Annotated in this window: 18 protein-coding genes; 7 read left to right on the top strand and 11 right to left on the bottom strand. The window is 70.0% G+C overall.

What is annotated here, in order from left to right:
• Positions 1-16: 16 nt before the first annotated feature.
• Positions 17-367, bottom strand: a complete 351-nt coding sequence (locus tag ACV7GQ_RS02340) for a DUF7977 family protein (protein WP_470311948.1) — start codon at positions 365-367, stop codon at positions 17-19.
• A 158-nt stretch (positions 368-525) separates the two neighbouring features.
• Positions 526-687 (bottom strand): hypothetical protein, encoded by a 162-nt coding sequence (locus ACV7GQ_RS02345; RefSeq protein ID WP_470311949.1) that lies wholly within the window; start codon positions 685-687, stop codon positions 526-528.
• Between the two features lie 118 nt (positions 688-805).
• On the opposite strand from ACV7GQ_RS02345, the gene ACV7GQ_RS02350 reads away from it, so the two are divergent.
• From ACV7GQ_RS02350 to ACV7GQ_RS02360, 3 genes are all read left to right on the top strand, one after another.
• Positions 806-1,714, top strand: a complete 909-nt coding sequence (locus tag ACV7GQ_RS02350; protein WP_470311950.1) for a MogA/MoaB family molybdenum cofactor biosynthesis protein — start codon at positions 806-808, stop codon at positions 1,712-1,714.
• Positions 1,715-1,970: 256 nt separating this feature from the next.
• Positions 1,971-2,933, top strand: a complete 963-nt coding sequence (locus ACV7GQ_RS02355) for a WD40/YVTN/BNR-like repeat-containing protein (protein ID WP_470311951.1) — start codon at positions 1,971-1,973, stop codon at positions 2,931-2,933.
• A 193-nt stretch (positions 2,934-3,126) separates the two neighbouring features.
• Positions 3,127-3,951 (top strand): aldo/keto reductase, encoded by an 825-nt coding sequence (locus tag ACV7GQ_RS02360; RefSeq protein ID WP_470311952.1) that lies wholly within the window; start codon positions 3,127-3,129, stop codon positions 3,949-3,951.
• Here ACV7GQ_RS02360 and ACV7GQ_RS02365 read toward each other — a convergent pair.
• Positions 3,940-4,137 (bottom strand): hypothetical protein, encoded by a 198-nt coding sequence (locus ACV7GQ_RS02365; protein ID WP_470311953.1) that lies wholly within the window; start codon positions 4,135-4,137, stop codon positions 3,940-3,942. The two genes, ACV7GQ_RS02360 and ACV7GQ_RS02365, sit on opposite strands and share 12 nt — an antisense overlap.
• Positions 4,138-4,222: 85 nt before the next feature.
• On the opposite strand from ACV7GQ_RS02365, the gene ACV7GQ_RS02370 reads away from it, so the two are divergent.
• Positions 4,223-4,897, top strand: a complete 675-nt coding sequence (locus ACV7GQ_RS02370) for an MBL fold metallo-hydrolase (RefSeq protein WP_470311954.1) — start codon at positions 4,223-4,225, stop codon at positions 4,895-4,897.
• A 3-nt stretch (positions 4,898-4,900) separates the two neighbouring features.
• On the opposite strand, the gene ACV7GQ_RS02375 is transcribed toward ACV7GQ_RS02370, so the two are convergent.
• The 5 genes from ACV7GQ_RS02375 to ACV7GQ_RS02395 form a co-directional block, all read right to left on the bottom strand.
• The gene (locus ACV7GQ_RS02375) at positions 4,901-5,212 is read right to left on the bottom strand and encodes a DUF7126 family protein (RefSeq protein WP_470311955.1); all 312 of its coding nucleotides are present in this window, start codon (positions 5,210-5,212) and stop codon (positions 4,901-4,903) included.
• Positions 5,209-6,126 (bottom strand): glutamine-hydrolyzing GMP synthase, encoded by a 918-nt coding sequence (gene guaA / locus ACV7GQ_RS02380; protein ID WP_470311956.1) that lies wholly within the window; start codon positions 6,124-6,126, stop codon positions 5,209-5,211. The genes ACV7GQ_RS02375 and guaA overlap by 4 nt, the downstream gene beginning before the upstream one ends.
• A complete protein-coding gene (gene pyrG, locus ACV7GQ_RS02385) occupies positions 6,126-7,787 on the bottom strand; it encodes a glutamine hydrolyzing CTP synthase (protein ID WP_470311957.1) in 1,662 nt (553 codons plus the stop codon). The genes guaA and pyrG overlap by 1 nt, the downstream gene beginning before the upstream one ends.
• A gap of 114 nt (positions 7,788-7,901) precedes the next feature.
• Entirely contained in the window at positions 7,902-8,084 is a 183-nt protein-coding gene (locus ACV7GQ_RS02390) for a hypothetical protein (RefSeq protein ID WP_470311958.1), read from the bottom strand.
• Between the two features lie 63 nt (positions 8,085-8,147).
• A complete protein-coding gene (locus ACV7GQ_RS02395) occupies positions 8,148-9,515 on the bottom strand; it encodes a hypothetical protein (protein ID WP_470311959.1) in 1,368 nt (455 codons plus the stop codon).
• A gap of 99 nt (positions 9,516-9,614) precedes the next feature.
• On the opposite strand from ACV7GQ_RS02395, the gene ACV7GQ_RS02400 reads away from it, so the two are divergent.
• The gene (locus tag ACV7GQ_RS02400) at positions 9,615-10,874 is read left to right on the top strand and encodes an outer membrane protein assembly factor BamB family protein (protein ID WP_470311960.1); all 1,260 of its coding nucleotides are present in this window, start codon (positions 9,615-9,617) and stop codon (positions 10,872-10,874) included.
• Here the strand turns inward: ACV7GQ_RS02400 and ACV7GQ_RS02405 are convergent.
• Positions 10,858-11,448 (bottom strand): dienelactone hydrolase family protein, encoded by a 591-nt coding sequence (locus tag ACV7GQ_RS02405; protein WP_470311961.1) that lies wholly within the window; start codon positions 11,446-11,448, stop codon positions 10,858-10,860. The genes ACV7GQ_RS02400 and ACV7GQ_RS02405 overlap by 17 nt on opposite strands.
• 86 nt (positions 11,449-11,534) lie before the next feature.
• On the opposite strand from ACV7GQ_RS02405, the gene ACV7GQ_RS02410 reads away from it, so the two are divergent.
• On the top strand, positions 11,535-11,834 hold the full coding sequence (locus ACV7GQ_RS02410; protein ID WP_470311962.1) for a hypothetical protein: 300 nt from the start codon (positions 11,535-11,537) through the stop codon (positions 11,832-11,834).
• Between the two features lie 38 nt (positions 11,835-11,872).
• Positions 11,873-12,745 (top strand): PspA/IM30 family protein, encoded by an 873-nt coding sequence (locus ACV7GQ_RS02415; protein WP_470311963.1) that lies wholly within the window; start codon positions 11,873-11,875, stop codon positions 12,743-12,745.
• Positions 12,746-12,764: 19 nt separating this feature from the next.
• On the opposite strand, the gene ACV7GQ_RS02420 is transcribed toward ACV7GQ_RS02415, so the two are convergent.
• Both ACV7GQ_RS02420 and ACV7GQ_RS02425 read right to left on the bottom strand, forming a co-directional pair.
• Positions 12,765-14,675, bottom strand: coding sequence for an SLC13 family permease (locus tag ACV7GQ_RS02420; protein WP_470311964.1), 1,911 nt, complete (start codon positions 14,673-14,675; stop codon positions 12,765-12,767).
• A 51-nt stretch (positions 14,676-14,726) separates the two neighbouring features.
• The gene (locus ACV7GQ_RS02425; RefSeq protein WP_470311965.1) at positions 14,727-15,770 is read right to left on the bottom strand and encodes a DUF7972 family membrane protein; all 1,044 of its coding nucleotides are present in this window, start codon (positions 15,768-15,770) and stop codon (positions 14,727-14,729) included.
• Positions 15,771-15,819 lie beyond the last annotated feature (49 nt).

A 15,819-nucleotide genomic window follows, 5' to 3' on the forward strand; every position in this document is an offset into this window, starting at 1 on the left:
AGTATCGTCGCCGATACTACGAGCGCCGCGAGCGCAACGCCGACCACACCGCGACGGCACCGAGCAGGAACGCCGGCACGAGCGGCAACACCAGATACGCGGCCCGGAGCGTCAGGCCGAGCGAGCGGACCACGCCCTGGGCCGCCGGCAGGACGAGGATGGCGGCGGGGATCACGAGGAAGCCGACGAGTATCATCCCGACGAGGGCCCACCCCTCCCAGCCGAACTCGTCGCTCGGCTCGGCCTGTGTCGGCGGTTCACCGCTGGGACGGTGGACGTACCCACCGTCACCCTCGGTACCCTCGCCGGGCGGCGAGTCGTCCGGCGTCACCGTCACCGTCACCGTCTCCTCGGCGTCGTCAGACACCGCTCTCACCGTCCGGGTCGCCGGGGCCGGTCGCCGAGTCGCCACGCTCGGCCACGGCCGACGGTTCGTCGACGGCGCGGCGGGTGGGGCCGGTGTACTGGGCAGGCTGCATACTCCGAGTTCGGGATAGCGGCCGCAAAACGCTGGCGGTCCGCCGGTCAGACCGGCTTGCGGGGGGACGGACGGTCTATCTCGAGGACGCTCACACGGTGGTCGTCGTCCCGCTCGTGTTCGTTCCACTCGTCGAGTGCCGTCCGGTGGTCTTCGAATACCCCCTCGAACGTGCACTCGTGACACGTGACGTGGTAGACCCGCTCCATACGCAGTTTCATACGCATATGTATAATAAAACTTCTGGGAGAACCATGAATTAAAGGCGCCATCGAGTTCGGTTCACGGGGCCGGAAAGACTTACCACCGCCGGGCCCTCCCCCCGGTATGGTGGATTTCCAGTCCCGCGATACACGGCGAGGGGTCGGCGACGACGGGGACGAAACCGACGAGACGGACGACGCAACGAGCGACGAGACGGCGGCCGAGGAGAGCGAGTCAGTCGACGAGACAGAGAGCGCCGACGAGACGGTGGCGGCCGACGCGACCGACATCGACGACGAACCGACCGACGCCGACCACCCCGCGGCGGAGACGGGCAGGTCGGACACGTCGGACCCACTCGACTCCGAGGCGGCGCCCGACCCGGAGACGGCCACGGATACCGACGCGGCGGGGGTCGAACCGTCCGCCGACGACTCGGCGGCCCCGTCGACGGCGAGCGACACGCCCGAGGCCCCAGCGGACCGGCCGGCCGGCGGCGCGGCGGGGTCGAAGGTCGCCACCGGGTCTCCGCAGGCCGGGGCCGACCGGTCCACGCCGGCCGTCCGGCCGGTGGACGTGGCTCTCGTCACCGTCGGGACGACGACGGGACAGGGTTCGGACCCGACGGGCGAGGCGCTGGCGACGGCCATCGAGTCGGCCGGCCACAGCGTCACCGCACGGGAGCGACTCCGCGGCGACTACGACGGCATCCAGCAGGCGGTCGACACCGTCGTCGGCCGCGACGACGTCGAGGTGGTCGTCACCGCCGGCGGCGTCGGCATCGAGCCGAGCGAGGCGACCATCGAGGCGGTCCACCCCCTCTTCGAGAAGGCCCTCCCCGGGTTCGGCGAGGCGTTCCGGACGCTCCTGTTCGAGCACATCGGCACCGGTATCGTGGCCGTGCGGGCCACCGCCGGTATCGCCGATGGGACCCCCGTGTTCTGCCTCCCGGCCGACGCCGAGGCCGCCACTCTCGGGGTCGACGAGATAATCGCGACCGAGGCCCCGGAACTGGTCGCCCATCTGGAGTGACCGCTCCGAGCGACGTGCCGGTCGCCGGACCGGCGCCGGCCGCGGCGGGACCGGCTAATTATGCAGCCCCACCGATTTCATTCGTTTTATATCGTTTAATCCGACGAAAACGCCCGGACGCGCTCGATTCCGCGGAATCAGCGGTTTCGGACCGCGATGCCGGTCGAAATCGACTGTTCCGCCGGACTCAAACCGCGAAAATCCGGCTTAACCGCGTCCCCCCTTCAAGTGTAGGTCTCCCCACGCCCCGAGTGCAATGTCCGAACGCGAAGCCACCCGACGTGGCGTCCTGAAGGGTATCGGTGTGTCAGTCGCTGCCGCGATGGGGTCGGCGGCCCTCCCCGGGTCCGCGGCCGCGAGCAGCCCGTGGGAGTCCGTCGAGTCGCCCACGGGGAACACGCTCCACGACGTGGAGTACACGGACGCGGGAGCGTACGCCGTCGCCGGCGGTGGCATCGTCCTCGAACGGACGGAGCTCGGCTGGCGGAAGATCATCGACGGCGGCCCGACCGGCAACGGCAATAGCCTCTACGGCGCGGACGTGACCGACGACGGCAAGGCCCTCTGGTTCGTCGGTAGCTCCGGCGCCATCGGCGAGTACGACGTCGAGTCCGGCGTCCTCACCGACCACAGCGCCCCGATGGACGTGACCAACAACTTCAACGACGTCTCGGTCACGGGCGAGGCGGGCGAGGCCAACGTCTACGTCGCCGGCGACTCCGGGAAGATGTACTACTCCTTCGAGAACGGCGCCAGCGCGACGTGGGACTACGTCACGCCCGGGTCCGGGTCGGCCATCAACGCGGTGGACTTCTTCGACGACCGCAAGGGCCACATCGTCGACGGCAACAAGTCCGTCTTCCGCACGCAGGACGGCTCGACGTGGAACAAGATCGGGCTGGCCGACGCCAACGTGAACTTCTACGGCGTCGACTCGGACGGCTTCGACGACGTCTGGGTCTCGGGCGGCGGCGGCATGATATTCCACTGGGACGGCAGCGAGTGGACGCCGTCCGACACCGGCGACGCCGGCCTCCGCGACATCGAGGTCACCGACGGCGACGACGACGGCTACACCGTCGGCGGCGGCGGCAAGGTGTACGAACTGGACGACGAGTGGACCCAGAACCAGACGCCGACCGGCCAGAACCTGAAGGCCGTCGTCCGCGGGAGCACCGACATCGCCGTCGGGTCGGGCGGGACCATCATCGAACGGTAGCGGCTCGCCCGCTCGACGGCCCGCCGGCGCTCTGTGTCCCCCACGCGGCCCTCGACCGCTCTCACTCCCGGCACGCCCCACCCAACTACCCAATCGTCGTGACGGCCTCGGCTGTCACCGTCACCGACGCCCCGATTCTCCGCCGGTTCCCGCTGGCACTGTCGTTTTGCCCCTGGCCCACCAACGGCTCGCCATGGAGACGATTCAGGTGCAGGGCGAGTCCGTCCCCGCACTCGGCCTCGGCACGTGGCAACTGACCGGCCAGACCTGCCGCGAGACGGTCCGGACGGCCCTCGAGATGGGCTATCGACACGTCGACACCGCGCAGGCGTACGGCAACGAACGGCAGGTCGGCATGGGCATCGACGCCGCCGACGTGGACCGCGAGGACGTCTTCCTCGTGACGAAACTGGACGGGCGCAACCGCAGCGCCCAGCGGGTCCGACAGTCCGCCCGCGAGAGCTGCAATCGGCTGGGCACGGACTATCTGGACCTCCTGCTGATACACTGGCCGAACACGCCGTGGATGGCGCCGCTGTCGGAGACGATCGGTGCGATGAACGACCTCGTCGACGACGGCCTCGTCGAACACGTCGGCGTCAGCAACTTCTCGCGGTCGCTGCTCGACGAGGCCCGCGAGCTCTCGGACGCCCCGATTCTCACCGACCAGGTGCAGTACCACCCCTACTGGGACCAGCGGGAACTGCTTGACTACTGCCGCATCCACGACGTCCTCCTGACGGCGTACAGTCCGCTGGCTCGCGGCGGCGTCCTGGACGACCCGGCGCTGGTCCAGATAGGGAACCGCTACGGCAAGTCGCCGGCACAGGTCGCGCTCCGATGGCTCGTCCAGCAGGACGGCGTCGCCGCCATCCCGAAGGCGTCCAGCCGCGAGCACCTCGCGGCGAACCTCGCCGTCTTCGACTTCGAGTTGACCGACACCGAGATGGAGCGGGTCCGGTCGCCATCGAAGGCCAAGACCGGGTACCACTTCATCCGGTCGCAGCTACCGTTCTGACGGCGTCTCGCCGGTCGACCTGGTCGCCGGACTCCGCCCGGTGACGACCCGTCGCTTGCCACGGTAGTACAGCCAGAACAGGACGCCGAGCGTCAGTGGAAACAGCACGACAGCGAGGACGGCGAGGGGCGGGAAGAAGAGAAACAGCGCGAACGTCCGCCACGAGACGACTGTATCGCGAGCCACAGCGGCCCGTCACGTCCCCCGCTACATCGGTCGTGTGGCGCCGGCGCCGAGAAGGGTTTTGACGCCGGCACCCCTACGCCCCGACATGGTGACGCCGCTCACGGACGACGTCTGGTGGTACGACCTCTCGGGAGTCAACGCGTACCTCGTCGACGACGACGGGACGCTGACGCTGGTCGACGCCGGGATGCCGTGGCACGGGAACTCGCTCGTCGCCGGCGTCCGAGCGGCCGGCTTCGAGTTGCGCGACCTGGACCGTATCCTCGTGACCCACTACGACCTCGACCACGTCGGCGGCCTGTCGGCGTTCGACGGCGTCGACCTGACCATCTACGTCGGGACGGCCGACGAACCGTACGTGACCGGGAGCGACAAACCGCCGCTCACGAACCACAAGGGGGCGCTCCAGCGACTGACGCGCCGACTCGTCGCCACCCCGTCGAACCCCGTCGAGCCGCTGGACGACGGCGACACGGTCGGGAGCTTCACCGTCCACCACACGCCGGGTCACACGCCGGGCCACGTCTGTTACGTCAGCGACGCGCTCTCGGTGGCGTTCCTCGGTGACCTCGTCCGCGAAAACCGGGGGACCCTCTCGGCGTCGCCGTGGCTCATCAGCTACGACACGGGCGCGGTCACTCGGAGCCTCCGCGAACTGATGGACCGCGTGCCGCCGTTCGAGGCGGCCGCGATGGGCCACGGCGTCCCGTTCAAGCGGGGCGGGAGCGGGCGCGTCGCCGAGCTGGCGGCGACGGTGTGACGCCTACAGTTCCTCGGCGACGGCCTCGGGGCCCAGCAGGTTCGGGTCGACGACGAGGTCGGTCTGTCTGCTGGCGAAGTCGGGCAGCGACCCCTCGGCGTAGACGACGACGCGGATATCGGGGACGAGGTCCTTCGCGACGGCGATGGAGGTGGCCTGTGCCATCTCGGTGAGCAGGTAGACGTCGGCGTCGTGGACGCCCGCCTCCTCGAGGCCGGGGCGGTTGCCCACGTCGGCGATGGCGACGGTGTGGCCCTCCGCTTCGAGTGCGTCGGTGAGCCCGTCCGGGTCGGACCCGACGAGGACGACCCTCATTCGTACTCGATGGTCGCCGGCGGTTTGTGCGTGACGTCGTAGACGACCCGGGCGACGTTCTCGTGGGCACCGGTGATGCGGGACTGCATCCGCTGGAGGGTGTCCCAGTCGAGTTCCTGTGCGCGGGCGGTCATGCCGTCGCGGGATTCGACGGACCGCACCGCGACGACCCAGCCGTGGACGCGGTTGTCGCCCTTGACGCCGGTGGCCTTGCCGATGACGGCGGCCAGCGCCTGCCACGGCTCGTACTCCGCCAGTTCCTCCTCGACGACGTGGTTGGCCTCGCGGGCCACCTCGAGTTTCTCCTCTGTGACCTCGCCGATGATGCGCACGGCCAGACCGGGGCCGGGGAACGGCATCCGCTCGGAGATTATCTCCTCCAGGTCCAGCGCGCGGGCGACCTCGCGGACCTCGTCCTTGTAGAGGTCCCGCATCGGCTCGACGATGCCGTCGAAGTCGATGCGCTCGGGGAGGCCGCCGACGTTGTGGTGGCTCTTTATCGTGCCCTCGCTCTCGATGCGGTCGGGGTAGATGGTCCCCTGAACGAGGTAGTCGGCGTCCACCTCGCGGGCGACCTCCTCGAACTCTCGGATGAACTGCTCGCCGATGATGTGGCGCTTCTCCTCGGGGTCCGTCTCGCCTGCCAGTTCCTCCAGGAAGCGGTCCTGTGCCTCGACGATGCGCAGGGAGTCCATGTAGTCGAACGTCTCGCGAATCTCCTCGGTCTCGCCCTTCCGCATCAGGCCGGTGTCGACGTACACCGCTGTGAGTTGGTCGCCGATGGCCTCGTAGGCCAGCGCCGCCGCGGTGGAGGAGTCGACGCCGCCCGAGAGGCCGATGACGGCGTTCTTGTCGCCGACCGCCTCGGCGATCTCGGCCGTGGCCTCCTCGATGAACTCCTCGACGTCCACCATCAGTGGCTCACCTCCTCGGACTCGACCCCGTGGGGGTCGTCGCCCAGCACGGCCTCCAGCAGGCCGACGAAGGGGGGACTCGCTCTCGTGGGGCGCGAGCGGAACTCGGGGTGGAACTGCGTCCCGATGAAGTACGGGTGGTCCTCGGGCGCGAGTTCGAGTATCTCCATACGGTTCCCGGAGCGCCCGGAGAACTTCAGGCCGGCGTCTTCGAGCCGGTCGAAGTACTCGGGGTTGACCTCGTAGCGGTGGCGGTGTCGCTCCGTGCAGGAGGTGCCGCCGTACAGCGCGGCGGCGAGCGTCCCGGCGTCGATGTCCGTCTCGTGGGCGCCGAGCCGCATCGTCCCGCCCATGTCCTCTATCTCGTACTGCTCGGGGAGGATGTCGATGACCGGGTGCGGGGTGTCCTCGTCGAGTTCGGCGGAGTGGGCGCCCTCCAGGCCGAGGACGTTCCGGGCGTACTCGATGACCGCCAGCTGGAAGCCCAGACAGAGGCCGAGGTACGGGACGTCGTTCTCGCGGGCGTACTGGATGGCGTCTATCTTGCCCTGCGTCCCGCGCGTGCCGAAGCCGCCGGGGACGACGATGGCGTCGGCCTCGCGCATCCGGTCCTCGTGGTGGTCGGGCATCTTCTCGGAGTTGACCCACTCGACGTTGACGTCGACGTTCTTCTCGAGGCCGGCGTGTTTCAGCGCCTCGTGGACCGACATGTAGGCGTCCTCGAGGTCGTACTTGCCGACGAGCGCGACGTCGACCTCGCCGTCGGTCTGCTGGGTGACCAGTTCGCGCCAGCGGTTCTCGCGCTCTTCTTCGGGCAGGGCCTCGTCCGCGATGTCGAGGCGCTCCATCACGTACTCGTCGAGCCCCTCCTCCTCGACCATCAGGGGGACGTGGTAGATGTCGTCGACGTCCGGGTTCGAGAAGACGGCCTCGGTGGGGACGTCACAGAACAGCGCTATCTTCTCGCGCGTGTCGATGTCGAGCTTGTCCGAGCAGCGGCCCACCAGGATGTCCGGCTGGAGGCCGATGCTCCGCAGTTCCTTCACGGAGTGTTGCGTGGGCTTGGTCTTCTGCTCGCCGTTCTTCGAGTAGGGGACGAGCGTGACGTGGGTGAAGAGGATGTCGTCCTCGTCCTCCTCGTGGGCGAACTGACGCAGGGCCTCCAGGTAGGGCATCCCCTCGATGTCGCCGACGGTGCCGCCGACCTCGATGATACAGACGTCGTTGCCCTCGGCGGCCTCCCGTATCCGGCGCTTGATGTCGTCGGTGATGTGCGGGATGATCTGGACGGTGCGACCGAGGTAGTCGCCCGCGCGTTCCTTCTCGATGACGTGCTGGTAGGTCTTCCCCGTGGTGACGTTGTGGTCGAACGTCATGTCGATGTCGAGGAACCGCTCGTAGTTCCCCAGGTCGAGGTCGACCTCGCCCCCATCTTTGAGCACGTACACCTCGCCGTGCTGGAAGGGGTTCATCGTGCCGGCGTCGACGTTCAGATACGGGTCTATCTTGACCGCTGTAACGTCGAACCCGGCGTTCTTGAGGAGCCTGCCCGTGCTGGCGGCGGTGATGCCTTTCCCCAGGCCAGACATCACGCCGCCGGTGACGAAGATGAACTTCCGACCCAGTTCCGGGTCGTAGTCCGTTTCGGGTTCGGTCGGCATACCGACCGTGGACAGTGTGTCGTCAAAACGGTTTCGGGACACCCCTCGTTCGTCACGCCCTGTCAGTCAGAAACTGGACGTTTGTGGCCTCCCCGGCGTCGACGCCGACCCGCGTCACCGCACCAGCGCCCGACTCACGGCGACGACCAGCGCGAGCGAGAGCGCCGAGAAGACGGCGTCGTCCGCGGCGGCACCCACGGCGAGGAACAGCGCCAGACCGGCCACGAAGCCGGCGGCGAGCGAGACGGCCCCGTGACTGACCCGCGGTCCGATGCGGAGTGGTCTTGCTGTCGACATACCTCATAAACGTTCGTGACGGATAATAAAAATCCGCCCGGACTCACCGGCCGAGTCGACGCCTCAGTTCGCGATCGGCCGGGAGATAATCCACAGCGAGACCACGGTGTACCCCACCATGACGACGACCAGCGGGAGGTGGGCCCGTCGCCCGCCGCCGCGGCCGTATCGCGCGACGGCGACGGTGTGAGCGGCGACGACGGCGACGAGGTGGCCCCCGACGACGAGGGCCACCTGGGACGCCCAGAACGCCGCGAGCGAGAGGCCCGCGACGGGGTCGGGCGCGACCAGCCCGCCGGTCGTCAGGTCGAGGAGCGTCCCGAGGTTCCGGAGGACGAACGGGTAGGTGTGGGCCACCTCGTAGGACCCGGCGATGGGGAGCAGCGAGGCGGCGAAGGCCGTCGCCGTCCGACCGACCGGCCGCGACTCGCCCGCGGCGGCGTCGACGAGCGAGACGGCGGCCCAGTAGCTCCCGAGGAACGCCACGAACCCGACGAGATACAGCACGACGGCGGCCGTCGTCGGACCGAGGCCGTCGGGCACGGCGGCCAGTAGCGCCCGGAACGTCGCCGTCTCCGCCATCCCGTCGAAACTGACCGTGTAGAGGGTGAGGACGACGAACGCCACCGTCGAGGCGTCGGTCACGGTGCGAGTACAGGCCCGCCACGGCGCCCGGAGCGCCAGCCGATACCCGTCGTCGGTCCGACCGAGGTGAACCGGTGCGAGCCGCCCCAGCAGTCGGTAGAGCACCGCCAGCGGGTCGGCCCGGCGGAGCCACGTCGGCCCGAACGCGAGCGCGCCGACGACCATCAGGAGGGCGTAGCCCGCGACCAGCGTGGCGGTGAGACGCGGCGAGCGCGGGAGCGTCGTGAGGTTCTCGACGACGCCGACCAGGAGCGCGAACCCGGCGACGGCGGGCCAGTCGCCGAGCGGTTCGGGGTACTCGCCCAGCAGTGCCGGCGGCTCCCCCTCCAGCCACGCGAGGCCGGCGTAGAGCGTGCCCCAGGGCGAGACGACGCGCCACGGACTCCCCGCGACGACGGCGAGGATGGCGAGCCCCTTCAGCCACACCGGCCAGAACAGCACCGTCGCGACGTTCCCCGACGCGACCTGCTGGCCGAGGACGCCGCTCGCGAGGACGGCGACCAGCGCGAACAGGCCGACGGCCCGCCCGACGTTGGCGAGCGTCTGTGTGGCCCAGTACGGCAGCGCGAGCGACGGCGTCCCGCGGCCGCCGCCCTCTCGCTCGCCGACCGCCAGCCACCCCGCGGTGACGGCGACGGTGCCGCCCGCGCCGGCGTACAGGAGCCACAGCGGAATCGGTGCCTCGACGTCGCTGCCGACGCTCCCGTGCGCGCTCGCGACGCCGACGAACGCCAGCGACGCGAGCGTCGTGACGGTGAGCGCGAACGCCCGACGACGGCGGACCATACCAGAGACTGCCCCGTCGGCGGGCAAGTACGTACCGCTCTCGTCCGCCGGGCGCACACGATAGCCGACCTTATGCTCGCCGGACGTGGAGTGTCGACAATGCGACCCCGGACGACGCTCGTCGCGCTGCTGGTCTGCGGTGCGCTGGCCGCCGTCCTCGCGGTCGGCGTGACGGCCGACGGCGGGACACTCACCCAGACGTGGGTGAGCGACACGGCCCGCCAGAACGAGGTGAACCACCACGCCGTCGGCGTCGGCCCGCGCGGCGACGTCCTCGTCGCACCCGTCGCGGCCGTCCCGAACGCCGAGCCCATCGGTCCGGACTCCTGTTCGCTCGTCCGTCTCCGACCCAGCGACGGGGCGACGCGCTGGCGGTGGTCGGTCCCGGCGGAGGACTGTTTCACCCACGCGCTCACGCAACCCGCCGTCGCGGACGTGGACGGTGACGGCGGGCTGGAGGCCGCCGTGGGCACGACGGAGAACGCCGTCGTCGTCCTCGACGCGGCCACCGGGACCGAGGAGTGGCGCGTCCCGCTCTCGACGTACGGCTACGGCCAGCCCTCGGTCGGCAACGTCACCGGCGACGCTGGTTCGGAAATCGTCACGAGCGACATCGCGGGGACGCTCGTCGTCGCCCACGGCGACGGCACCGTCGCGTGGCGTCGTGACGCGAACATGACGGTGTGGGCGCGGCCGCGGCTCGCGGACGTGGACGCCGACGGCGCCGCGGAGGTGGTCCTCGGGGGCGACGGCGGGGTCGTCGTCTACGAGGGCGACGGTACCGAGCGGTGGCGGGCCGACGTCGACGCGACGACGCTCACCGTCGGTCCGGACGGGGCCGTGCTGGCGGGCAGTACGGGACAGCTGACCGCCCTCGACGGGGCCTCCGGCGAGCGACAGTGGACTGTGGACGTCGGCGGCACGCCCCGTATCCACGACGTGGGCGACGCCGACGGTGACGGCCGAGCCGAGGTGTACGCCGGCGTCCCGGGGAACACGGTGCGGTCCATCGACGTCGCGTCCGGCGAGACGGAGTGGCGAACGTCGCTGGGCGGCGGCGAGCGACAGACGGCGTACGCGCCGGTACTGGGCGACGTGGACGGCGACGGCACGCAGGACGTCGTCGCGGTGACGAACGGGGGGACCATCGCGGTTCTCGACGGCCGGACCGGCGACGAACGCGCCGCCTACGAGCGCCCGGTCCCCATCTGGACGTTCGCGACACCGGCGGACCTCGACGGCGACGACGGGGCGGAGGTGCTGGTCCGGTACGGCGACGGCCGCGTCGTCGCGCTGGACTGGACGACGTCCGGCGGGAGCGCGCTCGCGGTGCAGCCGCTCGTCACAGGTGGGCGCTGAGGAACGTCGCCACCACGTCGGCCACCTTGTCGGCCTGCCCGACGAAGTGGTGGTCTGCGGCGACCGACTCGACGGCGTGGCCGCGGTCCCGTGCGCGTTCGACGACCGGCCGCCAGTCGACGGTGTCGTCTCGCTCGCCGTAGACGACCTGGACCGGGCAGTCGACGGCGTCGAGGGCGTCGGCCGCCGACTGGCCGCTGCTGGTCGCCGGCGGCGCGAGCACGGACAGTGCGTCGGGGGCGGTCTCGCCGCCCTCGGCGGCCGCCCGAACCGCGACGCCGGCGCCGAAACTGTAGCCGAACAGGCCCACGGCCTCGTAGCGGTCGGTCGCCCACGCCAGCGCGTTCTCGGCGTCTGCGCGCTCGCCGCGGCCGTCGTCCCACGGACCGTAGTCGAACCGGAGGCAGGCGACGTCTGGACCGAGCGCGTCGCTCACCGCCCGCAGCCGCTGGTCAGACCGACTGCCGCCGTACTGTGGATGCGGCGGACAGGCGACGACGACGCGGTCGGCCCCCGGCGCGTCGAGGGTCGCCACGACCCGCCGGCCCCCGGGGACGTGGACCGTCTCGCTCATACCCGTACGGTCGGCGGGTACAGGCCTGTATCTGTCGCCGAAGCGATGTCGACAATCACGTCCCGGGGCCGACCGAACACACGCCCATGTCTGACGACGCCGACGACGCTCCGGAGGGCTACGCCCACCGTTCCACTGTGAGCGAGTCCGACCGCCGTCGCCGCAGCGTGCGCCAACTGCTGTTCATCATCGCCGGGTCACACACCGGCGCGTTCGTCGGGAGCGTCGTCCCCTCGTTCGGCCTGCCCGGAGACGTCTTCTCGGTCCTGCTGGTCGTGTTCCTGCTCGCCCTGCCGCTGGCCGTCGACGCGAAGTGGGAGACCGTCGAGCGGACGTGGTTCATGCTGGTCGGCGACGCCGGACGGTCGTCTCAACGGGGTGAGTAGTGGAAGAAATTTAAGGCGACAGCACCGAACTTTGAGCCATGGGAATCCTCTCGCGCGCCTCGTACATCATCCGGTCGAAGGTGAACGCGGTGCTCAACCGCTCCGAAGACCCCGCCGAGACCCTCGATTACAGCTACGAGCAGATGCGGAACGAGCTGCAGGACGTCAAGCAGGGCATCGCGGACCTGACCACCCAGAAGAAGCGACTGGAGATTCAGAAGCGCCGCCTGGAGGAGAACGTCGAGAAGCACAACGACCAGGCCCGACAGGCCGTCAAGCAGGACCGAGAGGACCTCGCGCGGCAGGCCCTGGAGAAGAAGAAACAGAAGATGAGCCAGATAGAGGAGCTGGACTCCCAGATATCCCACCTGGAGTCCCAGCAGGACCAGCTCGTCGAGCAGAAGGACGAACTCCAGCGCCAGATAGAGCAGTTCCGCACGAAGAAGGAGACGATGAAGGCCCGTCACGAGGCCGCGAAGGCATCGAAGCGGGTCAACGAGGCCATGACCGGGGCCGGCGAGGAGATGGAGGACGTCAACCGCGCCATCGAGCGCGCAGAGGAGCGCACCGAGGACATGGAGGCCCGCGCACAGGCGATGGACGAACTCCGCGAGGACGGCGTGCTGGAGGACCAGCTCTCCGACAAGAGCTCGCTGGAGAAGGAGCTCGAAGAGGTCCAGCAGGAGGGCGCCGTCGACGCCGAACTCGACACGCTGAAACGGGAGATGGGCAAGGCCGACGAGGACGCACCGGCCGAGAGCGAGGCCGCGACCGCCGACCAGAGCGACGCCGAGACGGATCTCGAACAGGAACTGGCCGACGACGCCGCCGCGGACGTGGAGACGCCCGACGTCGACGAGAGCGAGGTGGAGTCCGAACTCGAGGAGCTGAAAGACGACGAGCAGGCCTGAGAGATTCACCTTCTGCCGCTCACAGCGGCCAGACGACGGCGACGGCCAGCGTCGTGACCACGCAGAGCAGCGCCTGCAGGGGCGCGCCGACGCGGGCGTAGTCGGTGAACCGGTAGCCGCCGGGCCCGTACACCATCAGGTTCGTCTGGTAGCCGACGGGGGTGAGGAAGGCGGTGGCGACGGCGAAGGTGACGACCAGGAGGAACGGCGTCCCCTCGACCCCGACGTCACGCGCCGTGGCGACGGCTATCGGCGCCATCAGCGCGACGGTGGCGACCGGCGTGATGACGCTCGCCAGCACCGCCGTCAGGAGGTAGAACAGGCCGAGCAGGACCAGCGGCGGGACGACGCCGGCCACCGCCGCGAGGAGACTGCCGACGAACGCCGCGCCGCCGGTCGCCTGCATCGCCGCCCCCAGCGGGAGGAGGCCGGCGAGCAGGAAGACGACGTTCCAGCTCACGGCGTCGTAGGCCCGCGAGGCGGAGAGCGCCCCCGTCGCCACCATCGCGACGACGCCGCCCAGCGCGGCGATGTATATCTGGACCACCCCCGCCGCGGCGAGCGCGATGACGGCGACGAGGACTCCCAGCGGCACCAGCGCCCGCGGGCCGAGCGTCGGCGCCGGGCCCTCCTCCTCGCCGTGGATCACGTCGAACAGTTCGGGCGGGCCCTCGGTGAGGACGAGGTACCCCTCGTCACTCAGGTGGGCTATCTCGTCGACCGGCGTCTGGAGCAACAGCGTGTCCCCGGCGGCGAGTTCGACGTCGGCGAACCCCTCCCGGACGACCGTGTCGCCACGGCGGACCGCCAGCACCGTCACGTCGAACCGCGAGCGCAGGCCCACGTCCCCCAGCGTGCGGCCCAGCAGACGGGAGTCGCCGTGGACGACGGCCTCGACGAGGACGCCGGGGTGTCCGCTCTCGGCCAGCAGTTCCTCGGTCACCGACTCGCGGGGGAGCTGTCGGAGCCCGTAGCGCTCGCCGAACTGGTTGACGGCCTGCGTGTTGCCCCGGACCGTCAGCACGTCGCCCGGTGCCAGCGGTCGGTCGGTCGCCGTCGCGAAGAACGACTCCCCGTTCCGGTCTATCTGGAGGACGTCGACGTCTATCGGTTCGGGGACGGCCGGTTCGCCGTCGGCGACGACCCCCTCGGCGTCGGCCGCGGCGGCGTCGACCACGCCGTCGTCGTCGAGCGCCTCGGCGACGGTCAGGCCGACCAGCGGCGACGACTCGCGGACCGTCACCTGCGCGAGGTGACGGTCCATGTCGAACTCCTCGGTGAAGTCGGCCGCCGGGTGTATCCGCTCGGGGACCAGCGCCCGGCCGACGGTGAGCAGGTAGGCGACGCCGACCAGCAGGACGACGACGCCGACGGGCGTGAGCGTGAACATCGAGAACGGCTCGTCCAGCAGCTCCCGCGAGATGTCGCTGGCCAGCAGGTTCGTCGCGGTGCCGACGAGGGTCAGCGTCCCGCCGAGCATCGCCGCGAAGGAGAGCGGGAGCAGGAGCTTCGACGGCGAGACGCCGTACCGCTCGGAGAGGCCGGTCACGAGGGGGATGAACACCGCCACGATGGGCGTGTTGTTGACGAACCCGGCGCTGACGCCCGTGGTGCCGACGATGGCCGCGAGCAACCGCCGCTCGTCGCCGCCGGTGAGCGCGGCCAGTCTGGCGCCGAGCCAATCGACCACGCCGGCCTCCTCGACGCCCGCGCTGAGGATGTACATCGCGACGATGGTGACGACGGCGGGGCTGGCGAAGCCCGAGATGGCCTCGCGGGCGGGGACGCCGGTGTACGGCTCGAGGACGGCCAGCGAGACGAGGACGGCCACCGCCGTCATGTCCGGCGGGAGCCACTCGGTGACGAACAGCGTCAGGGCGACGGCGACGAGCGCGAACACCACGAGCGCCCCCGCCGAGAGCGCGGCCATGTCCCGCCAGAACGTTCGGCTGTGTGATAAACTCGTGTGCCGCGAGGGGACTCAGTCCCAGTTGACGTCCACGGAGCGGTCCGTCTCACGGAGGATGAACGGCCCGATAGAGAGCGTCCGCTTGGTGATGGTGACGATGCGGAGGATGTACGCGAGCAACAGCGTGAACGGGAGCAGCGAGACGGTGGTCGTCAGCGCCAGTATCCACAGCGAGTCGGCGACGCCGAACGTGAGAGTCGCGAAGTCACGCGGGTCGAAGTACACCTGCGCCGAGATGGCGACGGCCAGCGCCGGGACGGCGACGTACAGCAGCGCCCGCGAGAGGTTCGACAGCTCCCACTGGAAGTACAGCGTCTTGAAGTGCTCGCGGGCCGGCCCGAACAGTTCGAGGGTGTCGACGAGGGTGCCGAGTCGGTCCAGCGCTTCCTCGGAGAGCTCGTCGCCGTACTGCTCGCGGATGCGCCGGCCGGCGTACAGCTTCCAGGAGTAGTTGTAGTTCAGCGCGGCCTTGACGACGTCGAACTCCCCGAAGTTCGCGCCTTCGAGTTGCTCGGTGACCGTCTCGGCGTTGCCGACGATGGAGTCGAGGTACGTCGAGAGCAGGTCCGACAGGTTCTGGTCCAGGTCGTCGGCCTCGACGGCGGTCTCGACCTCCTGGGCGTGCTCTTTCGTCGCGCGGACCAGCGACCGGAGGAACGCCGACGGCTCGGCGGGGCTGACGGCCGTGCCGACGGCGTCGGCCATGTCCGAGCGGAACTCCATCGCGCCCGCCATCCGGTCGCGCTGGTCGCCCACGGCACCGAGCTCCTGTGAGAGGACGAGCTGGCTCAGCGTCAGGACCAGCGTGACGCCGGTGATGGTGCCGGTGATGAGCGCCTGATACAGCGTCTCGATGGGGTCGCCGCGGGTCAGCAGCTTCTGGCCCGGGGTGGGGTGGAGGACGCCGACGACCACGAGCGTGGTGAACAGCGCGGCGGAGAAGATGGCCGCGACGAACCGCCGGTCGGCGTCGAGCAACACCCAGAGGAACCACGTACTCTCGTCAGCCCGCTCCCGCATCGTGTCGCTGGGCTGGTCCCGGTCGGCGTCTGTCATGCCGAAGCCGTCGCCCGCCAGAGGTAAAAGGAACCGCCTTGCTGTGATA

Source organism: Haloarcula sp. MBLA0163 (assembly GCF_055632435.1).